This window comes from Methylomonas rivi (genome assembly GCF_024505165.1).
In the GTDB taxonomy this organism is placed as follows: domain Bacteria; phylum Pseudomonadota; class Gammaproteobacteria; order Methylococcales; family Methylomonadaceae; genus Methylomonas; species Methylomonas rivi.
Window position 1 is genome coordinate 1 of sequence record NZ_JANIBK010000014.1, and the last position, 17,183, is coordinate 17,183.

The window sequence follows — 17,183 nt, forward strand, 5'->3', positions numbered from 1 at the left end:
AGTCAAGGTCATCAAAAAATACCATGCACCGCAAACGCCTTACCAACGAGTTCTCGATCATCCTGATATTCCAGAAGCCACCAACAGGCTCTCCGCGAACACCACGCCAAGCTCAATCCATTTGCTCTCAAAGCCGCTATTGAGCAACAATTGAAACCGATCTTTTCACGCATCCAGGTTACCTCTAATGCGAGGCAACGACGCTGACGTTTCGGTTACCTTTCCTATGAGGCAATACGCATGTGGCGGTCGATTCAGCCGTCTTGCAGCGGCTTGAGATGGATATAAAGCGGTCGGTACAGCGCGCTTGCCCAGTGTTCGAAATCCGCGGTTTCGCTGTGATACAAACTGGCGAAGCTGGGGAAAAACCGTTCCAGATAAGCGTCGAAATCGACTTCGCCGGGGTTCCAGTCGTCGCCGTCGTATTGCGCTTGCGCGGTTTCCAGGGCTTTATCTTCCGGGGCATTCAGCCAGGCGAACGCCGTGCGGCAGGCTACCGGCAGCGGGGCCCGCATGCCTTGCCGCCAGGCTTCCAGCAGGGTTTGCAGATGGTCCAACGCTTCGGCTTGCGGCAGCGGTTGAAGGGTGATGATGCCGTCGGCGGCGGCGATAAAACTTTGCGCCGGCAGGCCGTCGGCACAGGCGGCCAGATGTTGCAGCCAGGGCAGGATCAGCTTGTGGTATTGAATCCGGTCTTTTTTAAGCAGAGTTTGCGCCGTCAGGCTCAATACCGCGCAGCTGTCGCCGGCGCCGGAATGGCGACAATGCGTCAAGTCGGCGCTGAGTTGCAGGCTAACGCCGTCGGCGCAGCCGAAGTTCAATTCGATATGCCGGGCTTGCATCTCCCGCGGCCATTGCTCGAGCAATATTTGATATTGGCGCCAGGCCTGGCCGGCCGGCACGGCGATGCCGGCGAAAGCGGTTTCGGCAAAGCCGCCCAAGGGCAGCGCGCCTTTGCCGCTTAAAGCGGTCATTTGCTGTTGAAAAAAACCGTCGAGATCGGCCGGTTGCCGGCTTTGCAAAGCTTCCAGCAGTTCCTTGCCATGGATGTGGGCCTGCAAGCGGTCGAAACCGAAGGGTTCGTTATCTTCGCTGCTGACGTCTTCGCCGTCGAAGCTGAATTTCAGGCTGTGCTGGCAATAGGTTTTCACCGGCGCCCCGAGGAAACGCGCTAGCGCTTCCAGATTCAGACTATAGGATTTTTCCTCGCTGTCGCCGGCATTGGCGGCGCTCATCGCGTCGCCGGGCGATGGCTGGAACCATTCCCGGGCATAGGTGAACAGGCGCGGGTCGCGGCCGGTTTTAATATAGTCCGGGCTGAAGGGCTGCAACGGGTGCTCCAGCGTCAGCGTTTCCAGCAAATTTTGCCCGTGCGGCAAACAAAAACTCTGTTGCAGAAAATCGCGTAATTGGGCGATCAACACCGACGGCGGCCGTTCGCTGTTGTCGCGGATGCTGCGGCCTATCCAGCCGAGGTAAAGCTGCTGTTTGGCGGATAGTAGCGCTTCCAGAAACAGGTATTGATCGTCCTGCCGCCGCGAGCGGTCGCCGGGCCGGTATTGGCCGCGCTGACTCATCAAGTCGAAGCCGTGCGGGTATTGGCCGCGCGGGTAGTCGCCGTCGTTCATGCCCAGCAAGCAAATCAAGCGAAACGGGATCGCCCGCATCGGCATCAGGGTGCAGAAATTCACCCGGCCGCCAAGGAAACGCTGCTGCAGGTTCGGTTCGTCCACCGCCGCCAGCCAGGCTTCCCGCACCACGTTTAACGGCAGCGGATCGTTCGCGCCGCAGCCGCCTTGCAAGCAGGCCTGGTGCCAATTGCTCAAGGCGAGATGCAGCGTATCCAGGGTTTTGCGGTCGCGCTCGTTGTCGGCGGCAAAAAAATCGGCCAGCAGTTCGGTCAGCGCTTGCAGCCAGGCATCGGCATTTTTTTCATGCTCGAGACTGCCGGCGTAACGTTCCAGCGTATCCGATATATGGCATAAATGGCCCAGCCATTGCGCGTCCAAGCCGCCGATTTCCGGATAGGGTTCGATGCCGTTGAAGGCTGCCCCGGCGCCCACCGCGTAACCCAGCAGCATGCGGCGCAAGCCGAATTGCCAGGTGTTGGCGGCCAAATCGGCCGGCATCTCCACCGCGCGGGCGCGTTGTTCGGCATTCAGGCCCCAGCGGATACCGGCTTGTTCCAGCCATTGGTGGATTTTGGGGATGGCGGTTTCGTCCAGGCCGAAGCGCAGCCGCAAGGCAGGCACTTCCAGCAGACCCAGAAATTCGCTGACGGTGAAGCGCGATTCCGGCAGATTCAGCAGCGTTTCCACGGCGACCAGCAGCGGATTTTCGCCGCGTTGCTGCTGATCGGCCAGACTGAACGGAATATGGCGCGGGTCGCCGGCTTGTACCTGGCCGAACACGGCGCGGATATGCGGCGCGTATAGATTGATGTCCGGCACCATGACGATGATGTCGCGCGGATAGAGTGTATCGCCGGCCTGCTCGGCCGCATTGAAACGGGCCAACAGTTGGTCGTGCAATATTTCCACTTCCCGCTGCGGACTATGGGCGATATGAAAGGCCAGTGACTCATCGGCTTGGTCCAGCAATTCGGGTTGTTGCGGCACCGGTTCCAGGTCCAGGATGCTTTGCTGCAGCCGTTGCAGCAGGCTGCGGCGGCCGTCGCAGCCGTAATCCCGGAACAAATCGATTTTGTGGTCCGGCCAGTGCCAATCGGCATAGGCCTGGGTTTCGTCGAAATGGTCCAGCAAGCGGATATAGTCGCGGCCCTGTTTGCCCCAGGCCGCCAACAGCGGGTTGGCATGCAGATGCAATTCCTCCGGGTTCAAGCCGGCGGCCATGCCGGCTTTGTAGGTTTGCCGCTTGCGCTGGGCTTTTAACAGTTCCTTGTCTTCGATGATGTCCGCCCAGTAATGCCGGCAGGGGTTATGTACGAACAACACAATCTGGCAAAACTTGCCCAGTTTGGCCAGCGCTTCCAAGGATTGTTGCGGCAGCGACGACAAACCGAATAACACCACGCGGCGCGGAATGCCGGGCGGACGTTGATCCAGATCGCCGATGCCGGCCATGAATTGGGCATGCACCGAGGCTCGGCTGGCAAATAGGCTATGATTTGTCCCGAGATCGTCCAATACGGCCCGCCAAAGTTGCGCCTGCCAGCTTTGCCGGTCGGGCAGGGGGCGGGCTTCGCCGTGCGCATCGCGCAGTATGTCCCGGCCGCCGGCCCAATCGGCTATCCAGTCCGAACGGTACACCTGGTATTGATCGAACAGGTCGGCCAGTTGCTCGGCCAGTTGGAAGCGCTTGCGAGCGTTGAGGTCGTGCCGGAGGAAATGCGCCAGGCTTTCGAAGCCGGGTTGCCGGATCAATGCCGGCAACAAGCGGTACAGGCGCCAGGTCAGCGGCGCTTTGGCCAGCGGTTGCTGCTGGGGAATTTGTGAACCCAACACTGCCCGGTAGACGCCCCAGATAAACAGCGACGGCAATTGAATTTGCATCGCGGCGGCAATGCCCAAGGCGCTGTTTTGCGCCAGGCTTTGCTTCAACCACTGGCCCATGCCGTTGCTTTGCACCAGCAATATTTCGTTTTCCAGCGGCGCCAGCGGGTGTTGGCGCAGCCAGTATTCCAGCACGTCCCGCAAGGCTTCCAGTTGGTTGGAGTGGATAACGGCGATGCCGCTGTCCAGGCTATGGCTCATGGCGGCGGTTTCCGGCATCGGTTTAAGGCAGGATTTCCGTTAGCAGGGTTTCCAGGTTTCGGATTTTATGATCGCAATCTTCGATGCTGGATTGCACTTCGCGTTTAAAAAACAAGCCCATGGACTCGCCGGACATTTCATGTTCGGCATATTCGTTTAACAGATGGCAGGCATCGTTCATGTCCTGCTCGGCGGTTTCCAGCTTCTCGTTGTCGTCCAGGGCGTCGCTGTCGTTGAGCATCATCAAACGGCTGATCAGCACATTCTGGTGCCGAAATACCGACTCCGCATAGTCGGAGAAGTTATCGTAGGCTTTTGCCGCGGGCGGTAGGGTGGTGCAGGCTGTCGATCCCAACAACGTTACTATCAGAAATTTTTTAAATCCGGATAAAGCCATCATTCATCTCTTTTATACCAGGAAGCCAAGCAGGGTTTCGGTTGTCCGCTTAATTTAAAGCGTGTTGGAAAATTAAGAATGGAGTTTATGTGTTAACAGCATTTCTAACATTAATTCGGCCCCTCGCGGGGAGGCATGCAAACAATACGGTTATTTTAACCGTTCGGCCGGTATTCGGCACATATAAGCGCGCCGAATTTCGGCCCATGGGCTCAGGAAGACGAGGGTATGCGCCAAGCGGTAAACCGGTTGGCTTTGATGGTCTTGGACCAATAGGTAAGCGGAAGTCCCGCCTTGCGTTTTAGATGCTGCAGAAACTGCATGGGGCTAGGCAGGTTTTGCCAATGGGACGGCAGGAAGGAGGCATGGTGGGAGCCGTCTTGCAACACCAATCCGTCGATATGCGGCCTTAATTGGCCGATGAGGTCAAGTTCCGAACTGAAACTCAGCGGTTCCAGCGCGGATAGCAGATCGATATGAATGTCCAGTTCGTCAAGTTCCGCGGCAGTGACGGCAGGAAAGTGCCGGTCGTAAAAGGCGGCGGCAAAGGCATTTTCCGAGACGTCTTCCGCCAACGGGCGAATCGGATCCAGATTGCCGACACAGCCGCGCGGTTGCCGACGATACTCCAATATCACAAAGGTTGCGCCGTTGCGCGCCAGATCAACCGGATATTTTGCGCAATCGATACTCAGCGGCTTGCCGGTTTTCAGGCCATGGGCGATGGATTGCCAAGCCAGGCTCAATAATACGCTCTGTTGGGGTTGGGTCAATGGCTGAGACACGGTATTTTCCTGGTACGAAAGGGCGATTAATGGGTTTTATCCCCATTGGGATCTATGCACATTATAGCGGCGGCCCTTGATTTTCCCGTTTCTTAAACAGGCCAGGGCCTTGTCGGCATTCGGCCGCGTTATGGCGACATAGGCGTGTTTGTCGAACACATCGATTTTGCCGACTTCGCCGGCGGCGATGCCGGCCGTACCCGTCAACGCGCCTAGAATATCGCCGGGGCGCACTTTTTGTTTACGGCCGCCGTCTATCCACAGCGTCACCATGGGCGGTTGAAAGCGTTGTTCGTAACTCAGTTTAAACGGCGCTATCTCGTCCCAAGCAGCCGAAATGCTCAGATAATCTTCGATGGCCTTGACTCTGTCCAGCTCGGTATCGGCGCACAAACTCAACGCCAAGCCTTTGTTACCGGCCCGGCCGGAGCGGCCGATGCGGTGTAGATACACTTCCGGATCCCGGGGCAATTCATAATTGATTACGGCTTGCATGTCCTTGATATCCAAACCCCTGGCGGCCACGTCGGTGGCCACCAATACCGAACAACTCTTGTTTGCGAATCTTACCAGTACCTGGTCGCGGTCCTTTTGTTCCAAATCGCCGTGCAGGGCCTGCACGGAAAAGCCGCAATCGGCCAGACTGCCGGCTACATCCTGGCATTCGCGTTTGGTGTTGCAAAATACCAGCGTGGATTCGGGCCGGTGGTAAGCCAACAAATAGCCCAGCGCATGCACTCTTTTGCCGGAATCGACCCGATGGAAATGTTGTTCCAGCTGGTTATGATGGTGGCTGGTGTCTATGCTGACCGAAACCGGTTTGAACTGAAAAGACTGGCTCAATTTACGGATCGGGTCGCTGTACGTGGCCGAAAACAGCAAGGTTTGCCGGTGGCTGGGGGCGTGGGAAACCACGTCGGTAATGACGTCCGCAAAGCCCATGTCCAGCATGCGGTCGGCCTCATCCAGCACCAAGACTTTTAAATGCTCCAGATGCAGGCTGTGTTTTTGCAGATGTTCCTGCAAGCGGCCCGGCGTACCCACCACTACATGCGCGCCGTGCAACAGCGAATCCCGCTGCGGTGCAACCGGCACGCCGCCGCACAAAGCCAATACTTTGATATTTTGGGTGAAACGGGCCAGTTGGCGAATTTCCTTGCAGACTTGATCGGCCAATTCGCGGCTGGGGCATATCACCATGGCTTGTACTTTAAAGCTGCCGATGTCCAGCCGGGATAGCAGGCCGATGCCGAATGCGGCGGTTTTGCCGCTGCCGGTTTTGGCTTGGGCGATCACATCCTTACCTTCCAGGATATGCGGCAGGCTTTCGGCTTGTATCGGGGTTAGATGGGTATAACCCAGCGATGCAATGTTTTCAAGCAGGGCGGGTTTTAACGCTAGGGAGGAAAATTCAGGGCTGTTCACAGAGACTCTGTTATTTAATGACGCGGCCGAGTGCCTGCATCCGGCCGAGCATGATAACAGGCTTGGCTTATAACGACGCCAGCGTGATCAATTTTTTCATCAGTTCGGCCTGGCTGTGCGCATTCATTTTTTGCATGGTGTGCTTGATATGGTTGCGCACCGTTTCTTGCGAGCGGTAGGTATGGTTTGCGATGTCGGCTATGGACGGGTTCCTCATGAAGTGCAGGGCGCAAATGGCTTCGCAGCGGGACAGACTGTGAAGGCGCATCAAACGCTCCAGGGCCGGATTTTTATCTTTTTCATGGGTAAACGACAGAATGAAGCCATCCATATAGCATTCCCATTGGTACAGATTTTTTAAAGCGGCGATGGGAATCAGGGAAATTTGGCAGGACTGGCATTGGTTATGGATGGAACTGCTTTCCTGGTTGTGCCGCATCAGGGACAGCAGTTTTTGTTCGATGGCCTGGTTTTTCATGCCGAAGCGGTTTTCCGAAATTTGCACGCAATCCAGCTGGCTGATGATGGCCGTATAGATCGGGTCGGAAAACAGAATATTCAGCTCATGATCGACGATGATATAGCCGTCGAAATGATCGCCCAGATGGTGAAGCAACTGGGTATTGATTTTATGGCGTTGCTCCTTATGGATGGCGTCTTGCAGCTTCGGCAGCGTATTTTCCAATAGCCGGCCGATATGCTGTTGCTCCGTGTCCGTGAATTCGGTTTTGCGATTGAGCAGCAGGCTGAGGGCATGGTTTTGCGCGCAGGCCAAGGCGACGCCGAAGCGAAAATGTTGTTGGCCGGGCGGGTAAAAAACGCTTTTATGCTCGCCGGGGAGTTCGTTGCGCAGATTTTGGTTGCAGACTACCCGCCGCGGATTTTGGCAGATGTAGCGGTTGAAGTGGTCTTGCCGGTTGAGTTTGTCTTCGTACTGTTCTTGGTACTGTTTCGGGATATGGGCGCTGAACAGAAAACGGGTCTTGCCGTAATCGTTCAGGTCGGTCACCAGTAAGGCGCTGGAGTCGCAGGACAGTTGCCGGGCCAGTTCGAGCAGAAAGCGGTTCCAGATTAAAGGATAGCCGGGGGCGTTGGCCAGTATGGTATGCAGATATAGGTCGTCGGATAATTGCCTCATTGAGTGCCACCCTTGTTTTTATTATTAGTGTTTTCATCAATCAATAAGCGTTAATTCTGAAAGCGGGGTGCAACCGTATTTTCGGCGCATTACCCCGCCTAAAATTTTGCCTCCTGCCGCCCGTTGTTCCGAATGGCGACCCGCCGCTATCGGCGCGCCATTCGGGGTGTGCAAAAAACTTCCGTATCGACGTTTTAAATCGAATTAAAAACGTAGCGGTTCCGCGACGAAACAGCTGCGCTTAGCATAACCCTTAAATGCTTGATTTGCCATTAAATTGACCCATTTGGGTCATGGCGGCGGCTGAACACTTAAGTTAAGCTGGCCTTGGGTCGCATAGCGGGCTGCCGCTATTCACGGGATATGGGAGGGCAAGACGATGAAAACAACTATAAGGGTGCCGGTTCTGTTTGTAACGTCATGGTTTATGGCGACCGTTTGTAACGGGGAAGCCATTTCAACCTTGGAAAGAATCAAGGCCGACAAGGCTTGCGCGGCAATGGCCGCCAAGGGTTTCCGGCCGCTTGCCCAGCAGCAAACCGAACGTTTTCTAGGCAAGGTCAGCGAGGACACCGCGGAATGCCGAGGCGGCAAAAAAGCCTTGGCGGGCCGCAGCGTGGTGTGGGTGGATTGGCCCAATTATTGGGGTACCGGAGACGCCAGCAGCAAGGCTGAAGGTTGGGAGTCCATCACCAAGCTGGGCAAGCATCTCAATCCCAACGGCAGGGGCGTGGACGGCGCGTTGATGGATCTGGAATATCAGCGCATGGAATTACTGCGCTTCAATCTCTACGACAACAAGACCTACGAAACCTATATCAAAGGCGTCGGCAGCACGCCCGGACCGGTGGTGAAAGTATGGGCGGAAATGCGTTTGCCGCACACTCACCCACTATATGAGCAAGTGACCGGCAAGGACGGCACCCAGCTCTGTAACGGCGATTTGATCCGCCATCGCACCATCGACGGGATCTGCAACGACATTTTCAATCCGGCCATGGGCTCGACCAACCAGTTGTTCGCCCGCAATGTCAGCTTCGATTCGACCTTTCCGGATTTGGGAGCCAACGAACTGGTCCGCAACCGCCACGGCGACCGCCTGAGTTTGTTAAAGCCCGACCCGCAAGTCATCTCCAGAAAATTGTTTACCCGCAATCAGTCGAAACCCGATGTCTGTAACCAGGGCCATGGCTTGCCCGGCGATGCCAAAACCGCCGAATGCGACTATAAAAAAGCCCCGTTTTTTAACGTATTGGCGGCCTATTGGATACAGTTCATGACCCACGATTGGTTCTACCATTTGCGGGAAGGCCAGAATACCGAAGCCAGAATGCCGGTCGGTTGTACCACGCAATTGGTCAATAACCAGGAACAGCCGTTGACCGCCGAACAGGCCGCCAAACTGGGTTGCCGGCCCAACGACAAGGTGGATGTGGCCTTGATCGCGCAAAAGGAACCTGCGCCGACTTTCGAATACGAGGGAAAAACCTATTTGTCCCGCGCCCACCGCACCACCGAAAACACCGTCACCGCCTGGTGGGATGCCTCGCAAATCTACGGCTTCGACGAACTTTCGCAAAAACGGGTGAAACGCGACCCCAAAGACCCGGCTAAATTATTGATGGTGCAGCGCGGCAATCATAGCGCGGCCGGCGAAAAGCAAGGTTATCTGCCGGTATTCAACAGTTGCGAAAACGCCGGCCCCGACTGTACCCCCGATCCCATCAATCCGGCCTGGAAAGGCCAGGAAGCCGCCGGTTTCGCGGATAACTGGACGGTGGGCATGAGTTTTTACCATAACCTGTTCGTGCGCGAACACAACGCCTTTGTCGATAAATTCCGCGCCAACGCCGAGGTCAACCCGGATTTAGACTCCGGTTTGCGCAATCCGGAACATCCCGAGCAGGTGATTACCTATAAAAAAGTCAGCGACGAAGAGTTGTACCAAGCGGCCCGTCTGGTGGTGGCCGCCGAGATCGCCAAAATTCACACCATCGAATGGACCACCCAGCTGTTATACGACGAACCGCTTTATTTAGGCATGAACGCCAACTGGAACGGGCTGTTGATGAAGGACGATCCTGTTTCCAAGGCCTTGAAAAAAGTATTGGATAAATTGGTGGTGAACAAACTCGCTAAATCCGAGCGGGAAACCAAAGCCAACCAGTTTTATTCGGTGTTCGCCTCTGGCGCCGGCATTTTCGGCTTAGGCAGCCACCGTTATAAAGACCACCCCACCTTTTTGGGCCGCTTGATCGACAAAAAGGATATTTGGGATATTCGTAATCCGGAACACGTAAACGGCGGTATCAACCATTTCGGCTCGCCGTTTAATTTTCCGGAAGAGTTTCCCACCGTTTACCGCCTGCATCCTTTATTGCCCGATTTGCTGGAATACCGGGATTTACAGGCGCCGAATACGATCGCCAAAAAAGTGCCGGTAGTCGGCACCTTTAGAGGCAAGGCTACCCAGGCCATGGCCGACGGCGGCTTGAGCAACTGGGCGTTGAGCATGGGCCGGCAACGTCTCGGCTTGTTGACCTTGCAGAACCACGCCCAATTTTTGCAAAATCTGGATTTGCCGCGCCTGAACACCGAAACCAACAAAATCGATATCGCGGCATTGGATTTGATCCGGGACCGGGAACGCGGCTTACCGCGCTTTAACGAATTCCGCCGCCAATACGGTTTGAAACAGCTGACCAGCTTCGACGATTTTATCGACTGGCGCTTGCCGACCAACAGCGCGGAATATCTGGAGCAGAAACGCCTGACCGGGTTGTTGCGCGAAGTCTACGGCCAGCATAAATGCGATGCCGGCAAGATCATCACGGCAGCGCAGTTGAATGAGGACGGTTCGCGCATCAACGATTGCCTGGGGCATCCGGACGGCAGCATGGTCGACAATATCGAGGATCTGGATACCGTGGTCGGTTGGCTGTCGGAGTTTACCCGTCCGCACGGTTACGCCATTTCCGAAACCCAGTTTCATGTGTTTATCCTGAATGCCTCGCGGCGTTTGTTTAGCGACCGTTTCTTTACTTCCAGCTTCCGTCCGGAATTTTATTCCTCGCTGGGCGTGGAGTGGGTCATGAACAACGGCCCCGACGGCAAGCAAATGGAACCCAAACCTTCCAACGGCCACGAGGTCGAAGTGTCGCCGTTGAAAAGGATCATGCTGCGCACCATGCCCGAGCTGAAAGATCAGTTGGCCGGCGTCGTCAATGTGTTCGACCCGTGGGCCAGGGACAGGGGCACGGACTACACCTTGCAGTGGAAACCGCAAAGCAGCGCGGCGGGCGATGAAAGCTTTAAGTAAGCAAAGGACATAACAGCAGCGGGGGGCGGCGATTATGAATCAAGAAATGCCGATTGACGATTTAGTTGCCGAAATGGACCGGGGGATTACGGCCGTCATCACCAACGAAGCCGAAGACGGCATCGTACCCCGCTTCAATCAGGCCAAAACCATAGGCTGTTTGCGGGGCGAGTTTCGCGTGCATGAGGATATTCCCGCCGAATTGAAGCACGGGGTTTTTTCCGAAGCGAAAACCTATCCAGCCATGCTGAGGTTTGCCAACGCCACCAGCCGGGACGATGCCGAAAAGGATGTGCGCGGCTTGTCGATACGGCTCTCCGGTGTGGAGGGGCCGGTACTTTGGGGAGAGCCTGATTGCCAGGATTTTATTCTAAATAGCTATCCTGCTCTATTCGTGGCCACGCCGGAAGATTTTCTGGGCTTTATCCAGGCCCGGCAGGCCAATCGGAAACTGTGGTTTTTTTTGAACCCGTTCGATCCGCATCTGAAAGCGTTGTGGATAGCCTTTAAATCCCGGCAAAAGCATTTGTGTCCGTTCGATGTGAGGTTCTGGAGTACCACGCCTTACAAGTTAGGTGAAGACAGCGGCCAAGCGGTGAAATATTCCGTGATCCCCTGTTCGGATTATCAAACTTTGCAAGCCGAAAAACCGGGCCGTAACCAGTTGCGCGCGGCGATGAAAGCGCATTTACAGCGTTTTCCGGCCAAGTTTCATTTCGCCGTGCAACTGCAAACCGATCCATTAATCATGCCGATCGAGGATGCCTCGGTGATTTGGGATGAAACGGTTTCGCCTTTTCAAATTGTCGCCACCATCACGATAGAAGACCAGGATTTCGACGACCCGGAGGCGTTGGCCGAGTGCGAACGCAGCAGTTTTAATCCTTGGCAATGTCTGGCGGCGCACGAACCCTTGGGGCGCATGAATCAGGTTCGCCGCCTGGTGTATGCCCATGCCGCCGCCGTTCGCAACCGCAATCAGGAGTAAGCAACATGAACGATACCGTCAACAGTTGGCTGAGCAAATCGCGCGAAGAGCTGGACGAAATTTATTGTAACGCCACGCCGGGTAGCATTCCCAACGGCGACACCCAAGGCACCGCTATTCTGGCCGGATCGGTGTTCGCCAAATTGGCGGCATTTTTGGCCGGCGTATATGCCTGGCAAGGCAAGCGTTTCGATTTGTTTTGCCCCGGCGGCCGGGCCGGGGTGCTGGTGAATAAAATCACCTATTTCAGTCTGACCTTTATCGTCGCCAAGGTGTACATGGACAAAAGCTGGCTGGACCAAAAAGACACCATCGTCATCGATTATTCGAAAACATCGTTTTTCGCCAAAGCGATACGGGATGAAATTCGCGAGATCGAGCCGGGCGTTTACCTGGGCAAGGTCTGGTGGGGTAAAAAGCGGATTCTGGACTTTGCCTTGACCCGCAAAGAGCCTGAAAAAACCACATAGCCGAGCCCGTCGCCATGATCCCGCAATCCACCTTCATGATAGTGGCTCCGGTTCGCGACGGCGAGCTGGAAAACCTGCGCGGTTTGCTGGCGGGTATGAATAAATCCGTGGGATTGGCCGATCCGGCCAACCCGCTGGTGCCTTTCGGCGCATTCGAACGCCTACACATGGCGCGCTTTGTCATCATAGAAGCGATTACCGGAGACGATATAAAGGCTTTCGGCAGAGAGCCGCGGCCGTGGCAGCCGGCCTTGGCGTTTCTGGGCGACTTCGACGGCGACAGACTGGATTTTTTAACCGAATTGGCGGAACGGGCCGAGGAGGGGTTGCAGCAAATATTCGCTCATTGCGAAGGTTTCTCCAAGGCATTCGATCTGCTCAGCTGGATGGTGACGCATAACATCGAGCCGGCGGCCAATTACGTCAATTGGCTTGGGCGCACGGTCAGGCAGGTGCATGAAGAAGCAGCGTTGCATCAATGTCTGTCGGAATATTTACCGCAAATCGTCGCTGAGATGGGGCGTGACAACCCCCGTGTTTTGCGGCAAAAACTGTTATCTCATGTCGAGATGCAAAAGCACGCTGGCCTCCTCAAACTGAGTCCGGAAGACCCCACGCCGCTGGCTTGGATGATCCGGAACGGGCTGCACAAGATCGGGGTACCGTTGGTTTTATTGTTGTTATCGCCGGTATTCCTGATCTTGGCGCCTTTTTTTGCATTGCGCTTGCGTATGTTGGAACGATCCGATCCGGAGCTGTTCATCCGCCCGAGCCGCGAACACATCGAAGCCTTGGCCTATTTGGAAGACCGGGATGTCAGCAATCAATTCAATGTGTTCGGCGATATCAAACCGGGGCTGTTCCGCTTGTTGCTGTTCAAATTTTTAATGCTGCTGACTGATTACGTGGCCAGACACGTTTATAACCGCGGCTTTCTGACCCGGATCAGGAGCATACATTTTGCCCGCTGGGTATTCATGGATAACAATCGCCGGGCATTTTTCGCCAGCAATTACGACGGCAGCCATGAAAGCTATATGGACGATTTCATCAACAAGGCCGGTTGGGGCTTGAACGCGGCCTTCAGTAACGCGATCGGCTATCCCACGACCCGTTGGATATTCAAACAGGGCGCGGAACGCGAGCAGCAATTCAAGTACACGCAAAGGCGGCACCAGTTGCCGTCCGAAGTCTGGTACAAGGCCTATCCGGATTTGACGGCCATCGATTTGGCGCGCAACAGCCGCATTCGTAAAGGCGTGGAAATACGCCAAGCGAACGATCAGGCCATACGCGACTGGCTCGGCGAAATTTAGGCAGGCAATCATGGCGACGACACCTACGAGCGATTTTCCATTCGACGACCTGCAAGGGCTGTTGCGTTTTGGTCATGGGCATTTAAAGGACAGCTGCTTCTTATTATTGCAGGTGGCCGACGTCAAAGCCGCCAAGCAGTGGCTGGCGGATGCCCCTGTTTCGCCGGCGACGCAGCACGGTTCTCGCCCGAAGACAGCCTTGCAGATTGCCTTCTCCGTGGCCGGGTTGCGCGCTTTAGGCTTGAAAGAGTCAGTCGTCCGGGATTTTTCCGATGAATTTATCGGCGGTATGGCCGGCCACGAAAGCCGCTCCCGCCGCCTCGGCGATGTGGGCGCCAATGCGCCGGCATACTGGGCGTGGGGCGGCGACAGCGAAAACGTGCCGCATGTGCTGCTGCTGTTATATGCCGAAGCCGGCAAAATCGGTGCCTGGCGTAAAAAAGTGGAAACCAAGTTGTTTGCCAAGGCCTTCAGCTTAGCGGCCGAATTACCGACCCTGGATATAGGCAATGTCGAACCCTTCGGCTTTGTCGATGGCATTAGCCAACCCGATATCGATTGGGCGGGCCGGCAGTCAGTCGACAGTCATAGCCGCGACGGTTTTTCCAATCGGTTGGCGGTCGGCGAAGTGGTGTTGGGCTACCGCAACGAATACGGCCAATACACGGTCAGACCGTTGATCGATCCCGCCGGCGATCCCCATGCGGCGGCATTGCCGCCGGCGGAAGACCGGCCCGAATTCAAGGATTTTGCCCGTAACGGCAGCTATTTGGTGTTGCGGCAGCTGGGGCAGGATGTGCCGGGCTTCTGGCAATTCCTCGATAAAGCCAGCGGCGGCGATGCCGCACAGCGCGAACAACTCGCCGCCAGCATGGTGGGCCGGCGGCGGGACGGTTCGCCATTAATGCCGCTCGCAAGCGAGGCCATACCCGGTATTCCCGCCGGCGACACGCTCAATCACTTCAATTATCTGCCTGATCCCAGCGGCACGCGTTGTCCTGTCGGCGCGCATGTGCGTCGGGCCAATCCGCGCAGCGGCGACATGCCTTCGGTTTCCGGGTGCTTTTTTAGCCGGTTGCTGAAAATTCTGGGTTTCGGGCTTAAACGCTACGACGAGGATTTAATCGCTTCGACGCGCTTTCACCGACTGCTGCGTCGGGGGCGAACCTATGGTCCGTTGCTGACGCCGGAGCAGGCCGTCAAAGCCGACGCGCCGGTTGTCGAGCGCGGCTTGCAGTTCATCTGCCTAGTGGCCAATATCTCCCGGCAGTTCGAATTCGTGCAGAACGCCTGGGTGGTGAACAGTAAATTCGCCGGTTTGCAACAGGAACGCGATCCGCTGCTGGCGCATCGGCAACCGTTGCATGACGGTACCCCTACCGATCAATTCCACCGCCCCGATCCGGCGGGGCCGGTGCAAACTCTTGCGCATTTGCCGCAATTTATCAGCGTGCGCGGCGGCGCCTATTTTTTCATGCCGGGACTCAGCGCCATTCGCTATCTCGCCGCCTTACCCACTCAGGGAGACCAGTCGCCATGACCGTCAAAAACTGCATATTAATGGCCATCCACCGGTTTTTGCTGCAACTGTTGTATCTTGAACGCCGGCTGGAACCTCCGTTTCGTCCGGCATGGAACGCGATGTTCCGGGAGCCGGGCGTCAGGCTGGTGCAGTTTCTGATCAATCTACGCCGCAAGAACGAAGGCTTGAAAATCGCCGAAGAACGCATAGACCCGGACGAAGAGCAAAGCCTGAGCGACATTATCGACCTGATGGCCGATCAAATGCGCGGCCGCTTCAAACCGGGCGGCTACGAACGCGGCGGCAATACCAAAACTCACGGGGTATTGAAGGCCACGGTCACCATTCGCGACGATATACCCGCACATTGTCGGATCGGTATTTTTGCCGAGCCGAAAACCTATAAGGCCTATGTGCGTTACGCCGGCCCCGGCCCGAACGTACCGTCCGACATTCAGGACGTCGGTTTTTTGAGCATGGCGGTCAAATTGCTGGGGGTGCCCGGCGAAAAGCTGATGGACGAGGAAAAATTTACCCAGGACATCATCACCACCAGCGGCGGGCCGACTTTTGTGACGCCGAATACCCGCGAAAACGCCAAGCTGCAGTATTGGAGTCTGCGGGATATGACCTTGTATTACTTTCTGAACCCGTTGGATACGCATTTGCTGGACATGTTTATGCAAAGCCTGTGGAACGAGACCCAAACCAACCCGCTGGGTAAACGTTACTGGAGTTGCACGCCGTATCTGCTGGGAGAAGGCCAAGCGGTGATGTATTCCTTCGTGCCGAAAGCCAACATCGTTTCCCCGATACCTGGCTTGCCGTTCGGCAAGGTACCATTTAATTATCTGCGCGACAACCTGACCAAAACCATCGCCGAAACCGATGTGGAATTCGACTTGATGATACAACTGCAAACCGACCCGCACTTGATGCCGATAGAAGACAGCTCGGTGCGTTGGCCGGAAAAGCTATCGCCGTTTATCCCGGTCGCCACGGTGCATATTCCAAAACAGGTACACAACTTTGACGCCATGGCCGACTTTACCAAACGCCTGAAAATGAACCCCTGGCATTGCCTGCCGGAACACCGGCCACTGGGCAACCTAAACCGGGCCCGCTTCAGACTATATCGGGAATTGTCAAACTTCCGGCAGGAAATGAATCAGGTCAGCCATCTGGAACCCGCCGGGGATGAGGTGTTTGAATAAGCTTGGCGGAATGTGCTTACCCTGGGTTTCGGCGGAAAAAGGAGAGCTGGCGGAGCATAATTAATTTAAAAATCTCATAATTAGTGATGTGATTGGCAAATAGCGTCCTACTGGCGACTTTCAACGCAAATCTGCAAACGGGGGACTGTTCAATTTTTCGGCGCCAGCTCTAATTATCTCCAGTAAGCCGCCGGTGATTTTTAGCGATGCGCAATGGCGAAAGTGTTATCGATCATAAAACAATGACCTTTATTTCCTGAATAGCTGCCAGCTTTTTATCGCCCGTCAGAAACTGATCCGAGCCGGATGTTATAGCGCAAGCTAATTGAATGGCGTCAGGTGTTCGTAAGGAACCGGGATGATTGGCGCGAAGTTCCGTAGCAATATCGATGACGGCAGTATCGAGTTCGACGATTTCCAGACCGGGCAACCTGAAAAACCGGTCATAGCAATCCAACAATTCCGCATTCTTGGTTTTCAGTGGTAAAACACGGCATTCCAGAAACGACAGTCGGGATATGCTCAGTTGCGCGTTCGATTTGCTAGCCTTATCGACCAGCAAGCGGGTTTTTCGGCCTTGATCCTGTTGCGACTCGATCAGATAAATGACGGCGCAAGCGTCCAGGAACAGTTTCACGGTTGATCCCACTCGTCGCGCATTGCCTGAAATTCGGTGTTGATGTCCGCGTCGTTACGTTGGCCAACCGGCAGACTGTGCAGAAAAGCAGCCAACGCCTTGTTAGCTTCGGGCTCCGTCGTTGAGTCGGGTTTGGTTTCCAGAAATTCGACGAAATGTAAAACCTCCAAGGCTTTGGCGGGCGGCAGGGCTTTGACGTGTTGGTAGATGGTGTCGGCAATGGTCATTTAAGTTGTTCTCCAGAAAACGTAGTTTGAAA

Annotated in this window: 13 protein-coding genes; 6 read left to right on the forward strand and 7 right to left on the reverse strand. The window is 55.6% G+C overall.

The features are described 5' to 3' along the window. Positions 1–254: 254 nt before the first annotated feature. From recC to NP596_RS04455, 5 genes are all read right to left on the reverse strand, one after another. Entirely contained in the window at positions 255–3,731 is a 3,477-nt protein-coding gene (recC, locus tag NP596_RS04435) for an exodeoxyribonuclease V subunit gamma (protein ID WP_256614050.1), read from the reverse strand. Between the two features lie 4 nt (positions 3,732–3,735). After that, a complete protein-coding gene (locus NP596_RS04440) occupies positions 3,736–4,110 on the reverse strand; it encodes a hypothetical protein (RefSeq protein ID WP_256614051.1) in 375 nt (124 codons plus the stop codon). Between the two features lie 212 nt (positions 4,111–4,322). Then, entirely contained in the window at positions 4,323–4,895 is a 573-nt protein-coding gene (gene amrA, locus NP596_RS04445; RefSeq protein WP_256614052.1) for an AmmeMemoRadiSam system protein A, read from the reverse strand. Between the two features lie 36 nt (positions 4,896–4,931). Then, complete coding sequence (dbpA, locus tag NP596_RS04450; protein WP_256614053.1) at positions 4,932–6,320, reverse strand: ATP-dependent RNA helicase DbpA; 1,389 nt, start codon at positions 6,318–6,320, stop codon at positions 4,932–4,934. 67 nt (positions 6,321–6,387) lie between these two features. Beyond that, on the reverse strand, positions 6,388–7,458 hold the full coding sequence (locus NP596_RS04455) for a helix-turn-helix transcriptional regulator (protein WP_256614055.1): 1,071 nt from the start codon (positions 7,456–7,458) through the stop codon (positions 6,388–6,390). A 379-nt stretch (positions 7,459–7,837) separates the two neighbouring features. Here NP596_RS04455 and NP596_RS04460 point away from each other — a divergent pair, with 379 nt between their 5' ends. Genes NP596_RS04460 through NP596_RS04485 form a run of 6 tightly spaced genes read left to right on the forward strand, consistent with a single transcriptional unit; the run spans position 7,838 to position 16,287 of the window. Then, on the forward strand, positions 7,838–10,777 hold the full coding sequence (locus tag NP596_RS04460) for a peroxidase family protein (RefSeq protein WP_256614056.1): 2,940 nt from the start codon (positions 7,838–7,840) through the stop codon (positions 10,775–10,777). 34 nt (positions 10,778–10,811) lie between these two features. Beyond that, positions 10,812–11,765: a catalase family protein gene (locus NP596_RS04465; RefSeq protein ID WP_256614057.1), complete on the forward strand. Its 954-nt coding sequence runs from the start codon at positions 10,812–10,814 to the stop codon at positions 11,763–11,765. Between the two features lie 5 nt (positions 11,766–11,770). After that, positions 11,771–12,235 (forward strand): hypothetical protein, encoded by a 465-nt coding sequence (locus tag NP596_RS04470; RefSeq protein WP_256614058.1) that lies wholly within the window; start codon positions 11,771–11,773, stop codon positions 12,233–12,235. A gap of 14 nt (positions 12,236–12,249) precedes the next feature. Then, positions 12,250–13,551, forward strand: a complete 1,302-nt coding sequence (locus NP596_RS04475; RefSeq protein WP_256614059.1) for a hypothetical protein — start codon at positions 12,250–12,252, stop codon at positions 13,549–13,551. A 10-nt stretch (positions 13,552–13,561) separates the two neighbouring features. Next, complete coding sequence (locus NP596_RS04480) at positions 13,562–15,091, forward strand: Dyp-type peroxidase (RefSeq protein ID WP_256614060.1); 1,530 nt, start codon at positions 13,562–13,564, stop codon at positions 15,089–15,091. Beyond that, positions 15,088–16,287 (forward strand): catalase family protein, encoded by a 1,200-nt coding sequence (locus NP596_RS04485; protein WP_256614061.1) that lies wholly within the window; start codon positions 15,088–15,090, stop codon positions 16,285–16,287. Before NP596_RS04480 ends, NP596_RS04485 begins: the two co-directional genes overlap by 4 nt. Positions 16,288–16,519: 232 nt before the next feature. Here NP596_RS04485 and NP596_RS04490 read toward each other — a convergent pair whose 3' ends face one another. Next, on the reverse strand, positions 16,520–16,924 hold the full coding sequence (locus NP596_RS04490; RefSeq protein WP_256614062.1) for a type II toxin-antitoxin system VapC family toxin: 405 nt from the start codon (positions 16,922–16,924) through the stop codon (positions 16,520–16,522). After that, positions 16,921–17,151 (reverse strand): DUF2281 domain-containing protein, encoded by a 231-nt coding sequence (locus NP596_RS04495; RefSeq protein WP_256614063.1) that lies wholly within the window; start codon positions 17,149–17,151, stop codon positions 16,921–16,923. The genes NP596_RS04490 and NP596_RS04495 overlap by 4 nt, the downstream gene beginning before the upstream one ends. Positions 17,152–17,183: the final 32 nt, after the last annotated feature.

Excerpts from the sequence above, each read along its gene's own strand:
- NP596_RS04475 (WP_256614059.1), top strand. The coding sequence starts at position 12,250 with ATGATCCCGCAATCCACCTTCATGATAGTGGCTCCGGTTCGCGACGGC.
- recC (WP_256614050.1), bottom strand. The coding sequence starts at position 3,731 with ATGCCGGAAACCGCCGCCATGAGCCATAGCCTGGACAGCGGCATCGCC.
- NP596_RS04485 (WP_256614061.1), top strand. The coding sequence starts at position 15,088 with ATGACCGTCAAAAACTGCATATTAATGGCCATCCACCGGTTTTTGCTG.
- NP596_RS04440 (WP_256614051.1), bottom strand. The coding sequence starts at position 4,110 with ATGGCTTTATCCGGATTTAAAAAATTTCTGATAGTAACGTTGTTGGGA.
- NP596_RS04460 (WP_256614056.1), top strand. The coding sequence starts at position 7,838 with ATGAAAACAACTATAAGGGTGCCGGTTCTGTTTGTAACGTCATGGTTT.
- NP596_RS04470 (WP_256614058.1), top strand. The coding sequence starts at position 11,771 with ATGAACGATACCGTCAACAGTTGGCTGAGCAAATCGCGCGAAGAGCTG.
- NP596_RS04465 (WP_256614057.1), top strand. The coding sequence starts at position 10,812 with ATGAATCAAGAAATGCCGATTGACGATTTAGTTGCCGAAATGGACCGG.
- NP596_RS04455 (WP_256614055.1), bottom strand. The coding sequence starts at position 7,458 with ATGAGGCAATTATCCGACGACCTATATCTGCATACCATACTGGCCAAC.
- NP596_RS04495 (WP_256614063.1), bottom strand. The coding sequence starts at position 17,151 with ATGACCATTGCCGACACCATCTACCAACACGTCAAAGCCCTGCCGCCC.
- NP596_RS04480 (WP_256614060.1), top strand. The coding sequence starts at position 13,562 with ATGGCGACGACACCTACGAGCGATTTTCCATTCGACGACCTGCAAGGG.